Source organism: Rubrivivax gelatinosus (genome assembly GCF_016583785.1).
In the GTDB taxonomy this organism is placed as follows: domain Bacteria; phylum Pseudomonadota; class Gammaproteobacteria; order Burkholderiales; family Burkholderiaceae_C; genus Rubrivivax; species Rubrivivax gelatinosus_B.
Genome location: NZ_NRRU01000009.1, coordinates 1 through 13,785 on the forward strand (window position 1 = coordinate 1; position 13,785 = coordinate 13,785).

Genomic DNA, 13,785 nt, shown 5'->3' on the forward strand with positions numbered 1-13,785 from the left:
GCGTAGTGGTTGGGCAGCAGCACGTACAGCGGCAGCGCGACGAAGGCCAGCGGCCGGCCTGCGCTACGGCGCGCTCGGCCTGCCGCTGGCCTTCGTCGCGCTGCCGCTGTACGTGCTGCTGCCCAACCACTACGCCAGCGCCTACGGCGTGCCGCTGGCGACGCTGGGTGCGCTGCTGCTGGCCGTGCGCCTGTTCGACGCCGTCGTCGACCCCTTCCTCGGCCTCGTCGTCGACCGTCTGTTCGCCGGCTCGCGGGCACGGCTGCTGGCGACGGCCGCCGGCGCCGCGGCGCTGCTGGCCGTGGCCTTCCACGGCCTGTTCTTCCCGCCGGTGCACGCCGGCGCCGCGCTGCTGGCCTGGTGCGCGGCGCTGCTGGTGGCGGCCTACCTCGGCTACAGCCTGCTCGCGGTGCTGCACCAGGCCTGGGGCGCACGCCTGGGCGGCGACGCCGCCGGGCGCGCACGCGTCGTCTCCTGGCGCGAGGGGCTGGCGCTGGCCGGCGTGCTGGTCGCCAGCGTGCTGCCTTCGCTGGCCGGGCTGGCGGTGACCAGCGCCGTCTTCGCCGTCGCGCTGGTGCTGGGCCTGCTGCTGCTGGCGCAGGCACCACGCCCGCTGGCCGCGCTGTCGGCGCCGCGTTTCGACTGGCGGCTGCCGCTGGCGACGCCGGCGTTCCGGCGCCTGCTCGCCGTCTACCTGGTCAACGGCATCGCCAGCGCGGTGCCGGCGACGCTGGTGCTGTTCTTCGTGCGCGACCGGCTGCAGGCGCCGGCCTGGGAACCGGTGTTCCTGGCGAGCTACTTCGCCGCCGGGGCGCTGGCGATGCCGCTGTGGGTGCGCCTGGTCGCACGCCTGGGGCTGGCGCGCAGTTGGCTCGCCGGCATGGCGCTTGCCGTCGCCGCCTTCGTCTGGGCCTTCAGCCTGGGCGCCGGCGACACGCTGGCCTTCACCGCCGTCTGCGTCGCCAGCGGCGCCGCACTCGGCGCCGACCTGGCGCTGCCGGCGGCACTGCTGGCCGGCGTCGTGCGCGCGGCCGGCCACACCGGACGCGAAGGCGCCTATTTCGGCTGGTGGAACTTCGCGACCAAGCTGAACCTGGCCTTGGCTGCCGGCGTGGCACTGCCGCTGCTGGGCGCCTTCGGCTACGCACCCGGCGTGCGCACGCCCGAGGCGCTGGGCGCACTCGCCGCCGCCTATTGCCTGCTGCCCTGCGCACTCAAGCTCGCCGCGGGGGCGCTGCTGTGGCGCTGCCGCAGCCGATTACACGAGGAGACCGAACGATGAAACGACTGCTGCTGGGCCTGGCCACCGCCGCGCTGCTGGCCGGCTGCGCCGGCCCGAAGCCGGCCGACTACGCCGCCGAGACCCCGAAACTCGAGCTGAAGAGCTTCTTCAACGGCGAGATGACGGCACACGGCATCTTCAGCGACCGCTCCGGCAAGGTCGTGCGCCGCTTCACGGTGCAGATGACCGGCAGCTGGAACGGCGACGACGGCGTGCTCGACGAACGTTTCACCTACAGCGACGGCAAGACCGAACGCCGCATCTGGAAGCTCAAGTCGCTGGGTGACGGGCGCTACGAGGGCCGGGCCGACGACGTCGTCGGCGTCGCCCAGGGCACGGCCGCCGGCAACGCGCTGAACTGGCGCTACACGCTCAGGCTACCGGTCGACGGCAGCGTCTACGAGGTCCAGTTCGACGACTGGATGTACCAGATGGACGACAAGGTGATGCTGAACAAGGCCGAGATGAGCAAGTTCGGCGTCCGCCTGGGCGAGGTCACGCTCGCCTTCCAGAAGCGCTGATGACGATGTCCCTGAACCCGCCGCTGGTCGACTGGACCGGCCGCAGCGCCTGGATCGTCGGCGCCTCCACCGGCATCGGCCGTGCGACCGCGTCGCGCCTGCACGCACTCGGCGCGCGTGTCGCCGTCTCGGCGCGCAACGCCGAGGCGCTGGATCGTTTCGTCGTCCAGCACCCGGGCAGCATCGCGCTGCCGCTGGACAGCACCGACCCGGCGGCCACGCCGGCCGCGGCCGAGCGTGTGTTCGCCACCTTCGGCAAGCTGGATCTGGCGGTCTACTGCGCGGGCACCTACACGCCGATGCGCGCCACCGCCTTCGACCTGGATGTCGCACTGCGCCACGTCGACGTCAACTACGTCGGCGCGCTGCGCCTGCTCGACGCGCTGCTGCCGCGGCTGCGCGCCCAGGCCGCCGCCGGCGGCAGCGCCCACATCGGCCTGGTCGGCAGCGTCGCCGGCTACCGCGGCCTGCCGCAATCGCTGGCCTACGGGCCGACCAAGGCGGCGCTGATCAACCTCGCCGAGACGCTGTACCTGGACCTGCACCCGCTGGGCATCGGCGTGTCCATCATCAACCCGGGTTTCGTCGAAACGCCGCTGACCGCGGCCAACGGCTTTCACATGCCGGCGCTGCTGACACCCGAGGAAGCCGCCGACCAGATCGTCAAGGGCTGGCGCCGCGGCGACTTCGAGATCCACTTCCCGAAACGTTTCACGCTCTGGCTGAAGGCGCTGCGCCACGTCGGCTACCGTCCGTACTTCGCCGCGGTACGGCGTTCCACGGGGATGTGAGATGAGCGCAGCACGCCATGCCGACCCGCGCGTGCAGCGCCTGGTCGACGCCTTCGAGCAGCTGTCGCCGGCAGCGCTGGCGCGGCTGGACGAGATCTACACGCCCGACGCGGCGTTCAAGGACCCGTTCAACGAGGTGCGCGGCGTGGCCGCGATCCGCGCGATCTTCGAGCACATGTTCCGCACGCTGGACGCGCCGCGTTTCGTCGTGCACGAGGCCGTGGTCCAGGACGAGCAGTGTTTCCTGACCTGGGACATGCACTACCGGATGAAACGTTTCGTGCGCGGCGAACAGCTGATCCGCGGCGCGACCCACGTCCGTTTCGCCGCCGACGGCCGCGTCGCGCTGCACCGCGACTACTGGGACGCCGCCGAGGAGCTGTACGAGAAGCTGCCGGCACTCGGCGCAGCAATGCGCTGGCTGAGGCGCCGCGCTGCGAGTTAGGAGTCTGCACGGCATCGGCCATAGCCGACGCCGCGCGATCAACAACCTGCCTGGGATCCGGCAGCTCAACCGCGAGCAGACGAGCGCCGGCTCAACCGCGCCACAGCCATCGTCAAACTGACTGGAGCCTCCCTCGCGGAGGGAGGCTGGAGGGAGCCGTCGAACAAGCGGGAGCACCCTCTCGGAGGGGGCTCGGGGGAGCCGTGCATTCAGCGGTAGCGCTAGGGAGCCGCAGGGCGGCTCCCTAGCGCTGCCCTTCGGTGATCGCGTCGACCTGGAAGCGCCCGCTGCGGTCGACGAGCCAGATCTCGGTGTAACGCAGCGGCCCCAGCCGCGCCGGGGCCGGGTAGGGCGCGGCGCGTTTGATCATCGCGACGACCCAGGGCGCGACCTCGTCGGCCGCCGGCTTGCGCACCACGTGCACATTGCCGACCTGGCCGACGGCGTCGATCTCGGTCTCGACCACCATCACCGAATACAGCAGCGGCGGCAGCCGGCCCTTGTAGATGCGTTTCGGGTAGGCGGCGTAGATGTGGCGCGCGGCGTCGACGCGATAGTCCTTCTCGACCGAGGCGGCCGAGGCCGACGGCGGGCCGCTGGTCTCGGGCGCGGGGACCGAGTTGAACTGGGCCTGCGCCGGGGCGCACCAGGCCAGGGCCGTCAGCACAGCGACGGCGGCGGCGCGACGCAGCGGCGCGCTCGCGTTCATCGATGGGGTTCGATTCATGGGTCCTGCGTCCGAATCGTGGGAAGCGACCGTGACGGCCGGTCGCGACGGGGAGACTACACGATGCACGTCGGCCCCGGCATCGTCGCCGGGATGGCCGCTGCGGGCAAATCGCGAGCAGGAACTAACGCAACCAGCCCTTTCGGCGGAAATAGAGGAAGGGCGCGGCGACCGAGGCCACCATCAGGCAGATCGCGAACGGGTAGCCGTAGGTCCAGTCCAGCTCGGGCATCGCGCGGAAGTTCATGCCGTAGATGCTGGCGATCAGCGTCGGCGGCAGCAGCCCGACCGAGGCCACCGAGAAGATCTTGATGATCTTGTTCTGGTTGATGTTGATGAAGCCGACGGTGGCGTCCATCAGGAAGTTGATCTTGTCGAACAGGAAGGCTGTGTGCGAGTCCAGCGAGTCGATGTCGCGCAGGATCTGGCGCGCCTCCTCGAACTGCTCGGCGTTCAGCATGCGGCTGCGCATCAGGAAGCTGAGCGCGCGCCGCGTGTCCATCATGTTGCGGCGGATGCGGCCGTTCAGATCCTCCTCGCCGGCGATCGCGGCCAGCGCCTCGCCGGCGGCGCGGTCGTCCACGTCCTGCTTGAGCACGCGTGCCGACACCTTCTCCAGGTTGTCGTAGACACCCTCCAGCGCGTCGGCCGAGTACTCGGCGTCAGCGTCGTAGAGCTTGAGCAGCACGTCCTTGGCGTCCTCGATCAGCGCCGGGATGCGGCGCGCGCGCAGGCGCAGCAGGCGGAACACCGGCAGGTCCTCGGCGTGCACCGAGAACAGCACCTTCTCGTAGAGGATGAAGGCGACACGCACGTTGCGCGAGCCCTGGCCGTCGGGGCCGGCGTCGCCGTCGATCAGGAAGTCGGAGCGGATGTGCAGCTCGCCGTTGTCTTCCTCGTAGAAACGGGCCGACTCCTCGAGGTCCTCGTCGACGACGTCCTCGGGGATGGACAGGCCGAAGCGGGCGCGGACCCAGTCTTTCTCTTCGGCGGTGGGGGCTTCGAGATCGACCCAGACCGGCTGCACGCCGGCCAGCGCGTCGGGGTTGGCGATCTCTTCCTGGAACAGCCGGCCATTGGCCAGCGTGAAGACGTTGATCATCGGGAACTTTCGGCGTCGCGAAAGGGCCGGCTGAGGCGCCGGGCCCGCTCGGGCGTGGGGCTGAAGGGGGCTGGGGCGGACCGCCGCACTCCTGCTCGACGCCGGAGCCGACGGTCACCGACTAGGTGGCTGTTCCATTGGGGGAACCCGGTTGACGGGGAAGCCCGGATTATTGCACCGCACCACCACCGGACAGGGCATCCGGAAGCCCGGCGCCGGCACTCGCCAGCGGCAGCCAGATCGTCACCGTGGTGCCGCGGCCGGGCGTGCTGGCGACGTCGACGCGGCCGCCCTGGAGCTCGGCGATCTCCTTGACCAGGCACATGCCCAGACCGGTGCCGGGAATGTTGCCGGAGGGGTCGGCGCGGTAGAAACGTTCGAAGATGCGCGCCAGCTGTTCGGGCGCCATGCCGATGCCGTGATCGGTCACACGCACGCCGACGGCGGGCTCGCCGCGCAGCTCGCCCGACTGCGTCGTCACCAGCACCGTGCCGCCCGCGGGCGAGTACTTGACGGCGTTGGACAGCACGTTGGTCAGCGCCTGGTTGGTCTTCTCCGGGTCGACCTGCAGCACGCAGTCGGGATGCGCGATGTCGATCTGCAGGTCATGCGCGCCGCCGGCGATCAGCATCGGGCCGACGGCCTGGGTGACGAGGCTGTCCAGGCGGCAGGGTTCGCGCCTCAGGTCCTTGCCCTGGCGCGCCTCGATGCGCGCCAGGTCGAGCAGCTCGTTGACCATGTTGATCAGCAGCGAAGCCTGGCGGTGGATGGTCTCGAGCATGTCGCGGCGGCGCTCCTCGGACACCGGGCGGCGCAGCAGCAGCTCGGTGAAGCCGAAGACGCTGACCATGGGCGTGCGCAACTCGTGCGCGGCAGTGGTCAGGAACTCGCTCTTCATGCGGTCGACCTCGGTCTCGCGCGTGATGTCGCGGAAGAACAGGATGGTCTCGTGCTGGCCGTCACCGGCGTGGCGCGCCATGCGCGCCAGCACGCGGCGCTCGGGCAGCGCCAGTTGCAGCAGGTCGGGGCCGTCGGCGGCGGCAGCGTCGGCGGCCAGCGCCTGCGACAGTGGCGGATAGGGCGACGCGGCGTCGCACTGCTTCAGGAAGCGGCGGTCGAACTCGTCGACCGTCATCGGCGCCGCCTGCGCCTGCAGGTCCCAGCCGGTCATGGCCTCGAAGGCCGGGTTGCAGTAGACGAGCCGGCCGCCGCCCTCGCCTTCGCCGTCGAAGACGACGAAGCCGTCGGGCGAGAGGTCGAAGACGGCGTTCAGCCGCGCGCTGCGTTCGGCGATCGCCATGCGCGCACGCTCGCGCTCGGTGACGTCGTTGAGCACGCCGACGTAGTGCCGCGGCCTGCCGCCGGCGTCGGCCACCGGCGAGACGCTGAGCTCGTTGAAGAACAGCGTGCCGTCCTTGCGGTAGTTGCGCAGCACGACCTGGGTCGAGCGGCCGGCGTGCACTGCCGCGTCCAGCTCGGCCAGCTGCGGCTGAGCCCGGTCCTCGCCCTGCAGGAAGGCGCAGTTGCGGCCGATGGTCTCGTCGGCGGCGTAGCCGGTGATGCGGCTGAACGCCGGGTTGGCGTAGAAGACCGGGTAGCCGGGCAGCGACATGTCGCAGATGACGACGCCGTTGGTCGTGCATTCGAGCGCGCGGCTGTAGAGATTGAGCATCGCGAAGGTCATGCGCTGCTCGGTCATGTCGCGCACGACGGCGGCGTAGCGCACGCCGTCGGCGGTTTCGGTGCGCGACAGCGAGACCTCGGCCGGGAACGAGGTGCCGCCGTGGCGCCGCGCCTCCAGCTCCAGCCGCACGACATGGGTGCCGCTGGCGCGCATGTACAGGCCGGCGAGCGTGCGGCGTTCGGCCTGCTCGCGCGTCAGCTCGGGCAGCAGTTCGGCGACCGGCCGACCCAGCGCCTCCTCGGGCTGCAGGCCGAAGACGCTGGAGAGGCTCGGGTTGACGACCTGCACCCGGCACTCGGCGTCCAGGCCGAGGATGACGTCGGGCACCGCCTGCAGGATGGCCTGGTTGCGCGACTCGGCGTGGCCGATCGCCTCCATCTGCGCGCGCAGCCGCGCCGAGGCGCCGTTGAGCGCATCGGCCAGTTCGCGGAACTCGCGGCTGCCGCCGCCGAGTTCGAGCCGGGCGCCGGCGCGCTCGCCGAGTTCGGCGGAGAAGCCGACCAGGCGCTGCAACGGCGCCAGCGCACGCTGCACGAAGCCGTAGCTGACGATGATCGTCACCAGGCTGACGAGCGCGATCGCCAGCATCGCCTCGTTGCTGAGCATGCCCAGCCGGGCGCGCTCGAGGCCGAGCGAGAACGTCACGCCGAAACTGCCGAGCCGGCCGCCGGGGCCGGCCGGCGCCCAGACCTGGACCGCGTCGTCGCCGACCGGGCCGCTGCGTGCGGCTGCGCCAGCCACCGCGCGCGCCGGCGCGGCGCTCGGTGGCTCGCGCGTCACCAGACCTTCGGTGGACTGGTGCAGCGACAGCAGCTGCACGCCGCGGCTGTCGACGACTTCCAGCCGCACGACGCCGGCCATGCCGGCGAAACTGCGCAGCGTGGCTTCGAGTTCGGCGTCGTCACCCGACTCCAGCGCCGCAGTCGCGGCGGCGGCAGCGCCGTGGGCAACCGACCCGGCCCAGCCCATGCTGGCGTCGACGGCGACGTCGTCCAGGCGCGTCGCCGAGACGCGGTACAGCAGCGCCATCGCCAGCGCGGTGCTGAGGATCAGCAGGGCGAGCAGCTGGTGGCGCAGCCGCCGCGGCCCGATCGGCGCGCGCTGCGGCCGCGCCGCCATCAGGCGGTCTCCAGCAGCCGCTCGATGGTGTCGATCAGCTGCAGCGGGCTGAAGGGTTTGACGAGGTACTCGTCGGCGCCGGCGGCCTGCCCGGCCTCGCGGTCGCGCGCCTGGCCGCGGGCGGTCAGCAGCACGATCTTGATCTCGCGCGTGGCCGGGTCCTGCTTCAGGCGCTGGCACACCTGCAGCCCGTCCATCTCACCGGGCATCATGATGTCCAGCAGCACGAGATCGGGCCGCACCGCCTGCGCCAGGCGCAGGCCGTAGGCGCCGTCGGCGGCCTCGTGGATCTCGTAGGCCTCGAACTCCAGCGTCATGCGGATCAGCTTGCGGATGTCGGCCTGGTCTTCGACGATGAGGACACGCTTCATGGCGGCTCCTGGTGATGCGGTTGCGGATGCCGTCAGCGCGTGGCGCTGCCGGGGGCGCGGCTGCGCGCGCGCGCCATCAGCGCGGCGAGGTCGCGGGCGTACTGCTGGGCCTGCACGATGTCCAGCTGCGAATGGTCGTTGTGGTGCGGCGCGCCGGTCGGCAGGTCGATGACGAAGTCGCGCAGGCCGTCGTCGACCTCCTCGCGCAGCTGGCCGCCGTGCAGCGAGACGATGTGCTGGCACAGCTTGAGCCCGATCTGGTCGCGCGCGCCGGGCCGGGGCACGGCGAGGCGGCGGCCGGCGATGTGCGCCGAGCGCGGCAGGTCGACGGCGTCGGCGGCCTGGGGCGCGAACATGCCGCAGTCGCGGAAGACGATGACGGCGCGCGGCCCCATCTGGCGGTGTTCGATCTCGAGCACCGCGCCCTGCGGCGAGCTGCGCAGCGCCGACTCCAGGCATTCGAGGAAGACGCGGCGCAGCCAGTGCTCGCTGCCGTAGAGCGTGGCCAGCCCGGCGGCGTCGGACTGGGCCCGAAAGCGCACCTTCACCTGGCGCGACACCGCCACCGGCTCGACCTCGGCCCAGACCGACTGCAGCAGCTTCCACAGCTCGATGCGGTCGTTGGCGAACAGCGCGCCGCTGCCCCAGAGTTCGGCCAGGTCGACGAGCTTGTCGAGCACACGCACGAGTTCCTGCACGCCATCGACGAGCGTGTCGATCTCGGGCCCGCCGCCGTGTTCGCGCGCCAGCGCGATCGCGCCGCGCGACTCGGCCAGGGGGTCGCGCAGGTCGGTGCGGATCACCTGCATCAGGTTGTCGAAGGCCGTGCCCGCGTCTTCGCCACTCTCGGGCGCGATCAGCACGAAGGCGTCATCGCGGCTGAAACCCGGGATCACGCGGCACTGCAGTTCGGGCGCCGCCATGCCGGCGCCGCCGGCCATGCCGACCGACACCAGCTTGCGCGCGCTCTGCTGCGCCACCGCCGCGGCCACGGCCGCGCTCATGTCGGGATCGAACAGCTTGTGCCCGGGCGCCAGACCGGTGCGCACGCAGGCGTCACCGTTGGCGTAACGCACCGTGCCGTCGTGGTGCACCCACAGCAGCCCGGACTTCAGGTTCTCGAGCAGTTCGGTCAATGAGGAATGCATGGTGTGGCCTTGGCCCCGTGGAGCTTATTTTGCATATTTATCATTTCATGACGTGGCAATCGGTCACGAATCGGAGCCCCCACAGCCACGGTGTCGCCGCCGGGGCAGGCCCTGCAGCGCCAGCCGCTATGCTCGCCAGCCCCAGCTGTTGCCGGAGAACCACGTGATTCGATGCTTTTCGATCGCCGCACTGGCGCTGTGCACGGCGGCCGCGCTCGCGGCGCCGCCGGTGCCCGCTGCCGTCGGCGCGCCCGGGCCGGTGTTCGAGCGCTACCACGGCGTCGAGCTCGCCGACCCGTATCGACAGCTCGAGAACACGCAGGACCCGGCGGTCGCGGCCTGGATGCGCAGCCAGGCGCGCCAGGCGCGGCGCACGCTGGACGCGATCCCCGGCCGCGCCGCGCTCGCGCGCCGGGTGGGGCAGCTGATGGCCGCCGCCGGCACGCGCCTGGGGCCGGTGCAGCGCCGCCCGGGCGGGCGCCTCTTCTACGAGAAGCGCGGCGCGCGCGACGACCAGTTCCGCCTCTTCGTGCGCGAAGGCGGGCGCGAACGCCTGCTGGTCGACCCGCTGGCGGGCGCCGGCGGCACGCCGCACGCGATCGACTATTTCGAGGCCTCGCCGAGCGGCCGCTATCTCGCCTACGGCCTGTCGGCCGGCGGCTCGGAAGACGCCGAGCTCTACGTCGTCGACAGCCGCAGCGGCCGGCGTGTGCTCGGGCCGGTGACGCGGGCGCAGTACGGCGGTGTCGCCTGGCTGGACGACGAGAGCGGCTTCTTCTTCACCCGGCTGCGGCAGACGGCGCCCGACGCACCGCCGGCGGCCAAGTACGCCGGCGCCGGCGCGGTGTTCGTGCGCCTGGGCAGCGACCCGGAGCGTGCGCCCGTCGTGCTGTCCTTCGCGTCGCCCGGGGTCGTGATCGACGAGGCCCAGGACTCGCCGTCGGTGCTGCCGGTGGCCGGCACCGGCTGGGCGCTGGGCGTCGTCAACCACGGCACCGACCGCGAACTCGCACTCTGGCTGGCGCCGCTGGCCGACGCCGTGGCCGGCCGCGCGGCCTGGCGCCCGCTGCTCGGGCGCGAAGCCGGCGTCACCGCGTTCGAGACCGTCGGCGAGCGCCTGTTCCTGCTGAGCCACCAGGACGCACCGCGTTCACGCCTGCTCGAGACCTCGCTGACGGCGCCCGACCTGGGCCGCGCGCGTGTCGCCGTCGAGCAGGGCGAGGGCGTTCTCACCGGCCTGGCGCGCGCTGCCGACGCGCTCTACCTGCGCCGCCGCGACGGCAGCGCGTCCTCGCTGCTGCGGCTGACGCTGCAGCCCGGGGCGCAGGCCGAGGCGGTGGCACTGCCGCTGCGCGGCAGCTTCGAACTCGAAGGTGCCGACCCCGCGCTGCCCGGCGTGCTCACGGCGCTGCAGGGCTGGACCGAACCCGAACGCGTCTGGGCCGTGACGCCCGCGGCCGACGGCGGCGTCACCGTCGCCGACACCGGCCTGCAAAAGCCCGGGCGCCTGGGCGGCGGCCGCTACGTCGTACGCGAGCTGCTGGTGCCCAGCCACGACGGCGCGCTCGTGCCGCTGGCGATCGTGCACCGCGCCGGGCTCAAGCTCGACGGCCGCGCCCCGACACTGCTCTGGGGTTACGCCAGCTACGGCATGACCGATGAACCCTGGTTCTCGCCGACACGCCTGGCCTGGCTGGAAAAGGGCGGCGTGTTCGCGGTCGCCAACCCGCGCGGCTCGGGCGCGTTCGGCGAGGACTGGTACCGCGGCGGGCTGCGCGAGACCAAGCCCAACAGCTGGAAGGACTTGATCGCGACCGCCGAATACCTCGTCGCCGAGGGCTACACGACGCCGCAGCGCCTGGGCGTCTGGGGCGCCAGCGCCGGCGGCGTGCTCGTCGGCCGTGCGATCACCGCGCGCCCCGACCTGTTCGGCTCGGCGGTGCTGTCGGTGGGCGCGCTCGACATGGTGCGTGCCGAACTCGAGCCCAACGGCCCGCCCAACATCCCCGAGTTCGGCAGCGTCGCCACCGAGGACGGCTTCCGTGCGCTGCTCGAGATGAGCAGCTACCACCACGTCGTCGACGGCGTGCGCTACCCGGCGGTGCTGCTGACGCACGGCATCAACGACGCCCGTGTCGAGGTCTGGCAGAGCCTGAAGATGGCGGCCCGGCTGCAGCACGCGAGCGCCAGCGGCAAGCCGGTGCTGCTGCGCCTGGACTACGCAGGTGGCCACGGCGGCGGCGCGACACGCGCGCAACAGGCGGCGGAGATCGCCGACGTGATGGCTTTCGTGCGCTGGCAGGCGACCGGCAGCGCACGCTGAAGCGGCGGCGCCGGCCTCAGCCGGCTTCGACGATGGCCAGCAGCGCGGCGCGCAGCGTCGCCCAGCCGACGCCGGCGGCGGCCGTGTCGCCCGCCGCCGCGGCGCGGTCGATCGCCGCGGCGCGTTCGCTGTCGGCGACGTAACCCAGCGTCAGCAGCACCGACTTCAGGCTGTGGTTCAGGCGCCGCAGCGCGCCCAGATCGCCGGCGGCGAGCGCTTCGTCGCCCTGGCGCACGTCGCGCAGGAACTGCGGCAGGCAGCTGGCGCGGTAGGCGCCGTAGAGCACGGCGTCGCCGGCAAAGAACTCGGCCACGGCCCCGGGGGCCGGGGCAGGAGCGGCCGCGGGTGTCGGTGCCGCGTCCAGCGCGCGCTGGGCGCAGGCTTCGAGTTCTTCCAGCGGCACCGGCTTGGCCAGCACCTCGTCGACGCCCAGCGCCTCGAGCTGCTCGCGGCGCTCGGCCGAGATGCCGGCGCTGAAGGCCACCAGCCGCGGCTGCGCGGCCGCGGCGCGTGCCGCGGCCAGTTCGTGCAGCAGGTCGACGCCGCTGCCGTCGGGCAGCATCAGGTCGCAGATCACCAGCCGCACCGGGGCCTCGGCGAGCGCCGCACGCGCCTCGGCGAGCGTGCCGGCTTCGATGAACTCGATCGCCATCTCCTCGAGCGCGATCTGCACGAAACGCCGGATCGAGGGGTCGTCCTCGACGAGCAGAACCCGCGGCAGCGACGCGCCGGCGCCGTCACCGGGGTGGGTGTTCATACGGTCGCGGCGGTGGCGTCCAGCGCGGCCTTCAGCAGGCCAGGCAGCTGGGCGACGAGTTGCGGCTTGTGCACCACCGGCACGCCTTCGAGCGCGAAGGCATACGGTGCGCGCCCGGCCTCGTCGAGCGAGGTCACGACGACCAGGCGGCTGCGGCTGAACTGCGGGTGCGAGCGCAGGCTCGTGATCAGCGTCGCGCCGTCGATCCCGGGCAGCAGGATGTCGACGATCAGCACCTCGGGCTGCAGCTGCCCGGCCAGCGCCAGGCCGGCGATGCCGTCGTCGGCGACGTGCAGTTCGACATCGCCGAAGTGCTGCTTGACCAGCAGCGAGACCAGGTTCTGGTAGTGCGCGGAGTCTTCGATCAGCAGCACCCGGCGCGCGCCGGTCGCCGGCCGGGCAGTGGCTGGGCGGGCGGGGCCAGAGCGGCGACCTTCGCGCCAGCGCTGAACGGAGTCCCGCGAGATCCGGCGGTGACCGCCGGGGGTCTTCCAGGCTTCGAGTTCGCCGCGGTCGACCATCATCTGCACCGAGCGCACCGCCATGCCGAGCAGCCGGGCCACCTCCAGCGTGCTGAAGGTGTCACGTGCGTCGTCGGACATAGGGATATCGGCCATCGAGTAATTCTGCCGAATTTCAGCGGCCCCGGGGAGCACTTGCGCCAACTGCTAAAAGCAATAACGTTGATAATTCAGCACTCCGCATGACCGGACCCTGGCCGCCGGGCGCGCTCCCGGCGGACAACGACAGCGTAGCCGTGATGACGTCCCCCAATCGATTCGATGACGCAGCCCACGCGCAGATGGAGTGTTTCCTGCGCGACTTCGGTCAGATGTATCAGGAGGTCGCGCGCGCGCACCACGAGACCCTGTTCCGGCTGGCGCTGGCGGCCGAGTACCGCGACAGCGACACCGGCGAGCACATCGTGCGCCTGGGTTATCTGGCCGAGGCGCTGGCGCTGACGCTGGGCAAGAGCACACGCTGGGCGGCGATGCTGCGCAAGGCCGCGCCGATGCACGACGTCGGCAAGATCGGCATCCCGGACAAGGTGCTGCAGAAGCAGGGGCCGCTGGATGCCGAAGAACGCGCGACGATGAACCGGCACGCCGGCATCGGCGCCGAGATCCTCGGCCGTTCGCGCATCCCGCTGTTTCGCATGGCGTCGGAGGTCGCGCTGTCGCACCACGAGCGCTGGGACGGCAAGGGCTACCCCGAGGGGCTAGCCGGCGAGGCCATCCCCCTGTCCGGGCGTATCGTCGCCGTCGTCGATTTTTTCGATGCGCTGACGATGGACCGTTGCTACCGTGCCGCCTTTCCCGACGACAAGGCCCTGGAGATGATGCGAGCCGAGTGCGGCCGGGCCTTCGATCCGCGCATCGCGCAGGCGTTTCTCGATCAGGCGCCGCGCATGCTCGCGCTGCGCGACGCGGTCAACCGGCGCCGGCCCAGTTTTGCCGAGCTGGTCGACGACAGCGCGTCGACCGAGACGGCGTCGTACTGAGACTCGCCGCCCGG

The 13,785-nt window shown here is 71.9% G+C and carries 13 protein-coding genes; 6 read left to right on the forward strand and 7 right to left on the reverse strand.

Annotation, left to right across the window (positions count from 1 at the left end; translation table 11 throughout):
- Positions 1–58: 58 nt before the first annotated feature.
- Genes CKO43_RS03905 through CKO43_RS03920 form a run of 4 tightly spaced genes read left to right on the forward strand, consistent with a single transcriptional unit; the run spans position 59 to position 3,039 of the window.
- Complete coding sequence (locus CKO43_RS03905) at positions 59–1,282, forward strand: MFS transporter (RefSeq protein WP_200377932.1); 1,224 nt, start codon at positions 59–61, stop codon at positions 1,280–1,282.
- A complete protein-coding gene (locus CKO43_RS03910; RefSeq protein ID WP_200226875.1) occupies positions 1,279–1,803 on the forward strand; it encodes a DUF3833 domain-containing protein in 525 nt (174 codons plus the stop codon). Before CKO43_RS03905 ends, CKO43_RS03910 begins: the two co-directional genes overlap by 4 nt.
- Positions 1,804–1,808: 5 nt before the next feature.
- The gene (locus CKO43_RS03915; protein WP_200377933.1) at positions 1,809–2,594 is read left to right on the forward strand and encodes an SDR family NAD(P)-dependent oxidoreductase; all 786 of its coding nucleotides are present in this window, start codon (positions 1,809–1,811) and stop codon (positions 2,592–2,594) included.
- Position 2,595: 1 nt separating this feature from the next.
- Positions 2,596–3,039 carry a nuclear transport factor 2 family protein gene (locus CKO43_RS03920; RefSeq protein WP_200377889.1) on the forward strand — a complete coding sequence of 148 codons (444 nt, stop codon included), beginning with the start codon at positions 2,596–2,598 and terminating at the stop codon, positions 3,037–3,039.
- A gap of 244 nt (positions 3,040–3,283) precedes the next feature.
- Here the strand turns inward: CKO43_RS03920 and CKO43_RS03925 are convergent, their stop codons facing one another.
- The 5 genes from CKO43_RS03925 to CKO43_RS03945 form a co-directional block, all read right to left on the reverse strand.
- The gene (locus tag CKO43_RS03925) at positions 3,284–3,766 is read right to left on the reverse strand and encodes a hypothetical protein (RefSeq protein ID WP_200226877.1); all 483 of its coding nucleotides are present in this window, start codon (positions 3,764–3,766) and stop codon (positions 3,284–3,286) included.
- A 124-nt stretch (positions 3,767–3,890) separates the two neighbouring features.
- Positions 3,891–4,868, reverse strand: coding sequence for a magnesium/cobalt transporter CorA (gene corA, locus CKO43_RS03930; protein ID WP_200226879.1), 978 nt, complete (start codon positions 4,866–4,868; stop codon positions 3,891–3,893).
- Between the two features lie 169 nt (positions 4,869–5,037).
- Positions 5,038–7,671, reverse strand: a complete 2,634-nt coding sequence (locus CKO43_RS03935) for a PAS domain S-box protein (RefSeq protein WP_200377890.1) — start codon at positions 7,669–7,671, stop codon at positions 5,038–5,040.
- Positions 7,671–8,042, reverse strand: a complete 372-nt coding sequence (locus tag CKO43_RS03940; RefSeq protein ID WP_200226883.1) for a response regulator transcription factor — start codon at positions 8,040–8,042, stop codon at positions 7,671–7,673. Before CKO43_RS03940 ends, CKO43_RS03935 begins: the two co-directional genes overlap by 1 nt.
- A 32-nt stretch (positions 8,043–8,074) precedes the next feature.
- Entirely contained in the window at positions 8,075–9,190 is a 1,116-nt protein-coding gene (locus CKO43_RS03945; RefSeq protein ID WP_200377891.1) for a sensor histidine kinase, read from the reverse strand.
- Between the two features lie 163 nt (positions 9,191–9,353).
- On the opposite strand from CKO43_RS03945, the gene CKO43_RS03950 reads away from it, so the two are divergent.
- Positions 9,354–11,513, forward strand: a complete 2,160-nt coding sequence (locus CKO43_RS03950) for a prolyl oligopeptidase family serine peptidase (protein WP_200377892.1) — start codon at positions 9,354–9,356, stop codon at positions 11,511–11,513.
- Positions 11,514–11,529: 16 nt separating this feature from the next.
- On the opposite strand, the gene CKO43_RS03955 is transcribed toward CKO43_RS03950, so the two are convergent.
- The gene (locus tag CKO43_RS03955) at positions 11,530–12,270 is read right to left on the reverse strand and encodes a response regulator (protein WP_200226888.1); all 741 of its coding nucleotides are present in this window, start codon (positions 12,268–12,270) and stop codon (positions 11,530–11,532) included.
- Positions 12,267–12,887 (reverse strand): excisionase family DNA-binding protein, encoded by a 621-nt coding sequence (locus CKO43_RS03960; protein ID WP_242481050.1) that lies wholly within the window; start codon positions 12,885–12,887, stop codon positions 12,267–12,269. Before CKO43_RS03960 ends, CKO43_RS03955 begins: the two co-directional genes overlap by 4 nt.
- A 143-nt stretch (positions 12,888–13,030) precedes the next feature.
- Between CKO43_RS03960 and CKO43_RS03965 the strand changes: the two genes are divergently transcribed.
- On the forward strand, positions 13,031–13,771 hold the full coding sequence (locus tag CKO43_RS03965; RefSeq protein ID WP_242477835.1) for an HD-GYP domain-containing protein: 741 nt from the start codon (positions 13,031–13,033) through the stop codon (positions 13,769–13,771).
- Positions 13,772–13,785 lie beyond the last annotated feature (14 nt).

What these genes read in the sequence shown, in the direction of transcription:
- CKO43_RS03955 (WP_200226888.1), bottom strand. Translation starts at nt 12,270, where the DNA reads ATGAACACCCACCCCGGTGACGGCGCCGGCGCGTCGCTGCCGCGGGTT.
- CKO43_RS03925 (WP_200226877.1), bottom strand. Translation starts at nt 3,766, where the DNA reads ATGAATCGAACCCCATCGATGAACGCGAGCGCGCCGCTGCGTCGCGCC.
- CKO43_RS03965 (WP_242477835.1), top strand. Translation starts at nt 13,031, where the DNA reads ATGACGTCCCCCAATCGATTCGATGACGCAGCCCACGCGCAGATGGAG.
- corA (WP_200226879.1), bottom strand. Translation starts at nt 4,868, where the DNA reads ATGATCAACGTCTTCACGCTGGCCAATGGCCGGCTGTTCCAGGAAGAG.
- CKO43_RS03960 (WP_242481050.1), bottom strand. Translation starts at nt 12,887, where the DNA reads ATGGCCGATATCCCTATGTCCGACGACGCACGTGACACCTTCAGCACG.
- CKO43_RS03910 (WP_200226875.1), top strand. Translation starts at nt 1,279, where the DNA reads ATGAAACGACTGCTGCTGGGCCTGGCCACCGCCGCGCTGCTGGCCGGC.
- CKO43_RS03915 (WP_200377933.1), top strand. Translation starts at nt 1,809, where the DNA reads ATGTCCCTGAACCCGCCGCTGGTCGACTGGACCGGCCGCAGCGCCTGG.
- CKO43_RS03935 (WP_200377890.1), bottom strand. Translation starts at nt 7,671, where the DNA reads ATGGCGGCGCGGCCGCAGCGCGCGCCGATCGGGCCGCGGCGGCTGCGC.
- CKO43_RS03945 (WP_200377891.1), bottom strand. Translation starts at nt 9,190, where the DNA reads ATGCATTCCTCATTGACCGAACTGCTCGAGAACCTGAAGTCCGGGCTG.
- CKO43_RS03940 (WP_200226883.1), bottom strand. Translation starts at nt 8,042, where the DNA reads ATGAAGCGTGTCCTCATCGTCGAAGACCAGGCCGACATCCGCAAGCTG.
- CKO43_RS03920 (WP_200377889.1), top strand. Translation starts at nt 2,596, where the DNA reads ATGAGCGCAGCACGCCATGCCGACCCGCGCGTGCAGCGCCTGGTCGAC.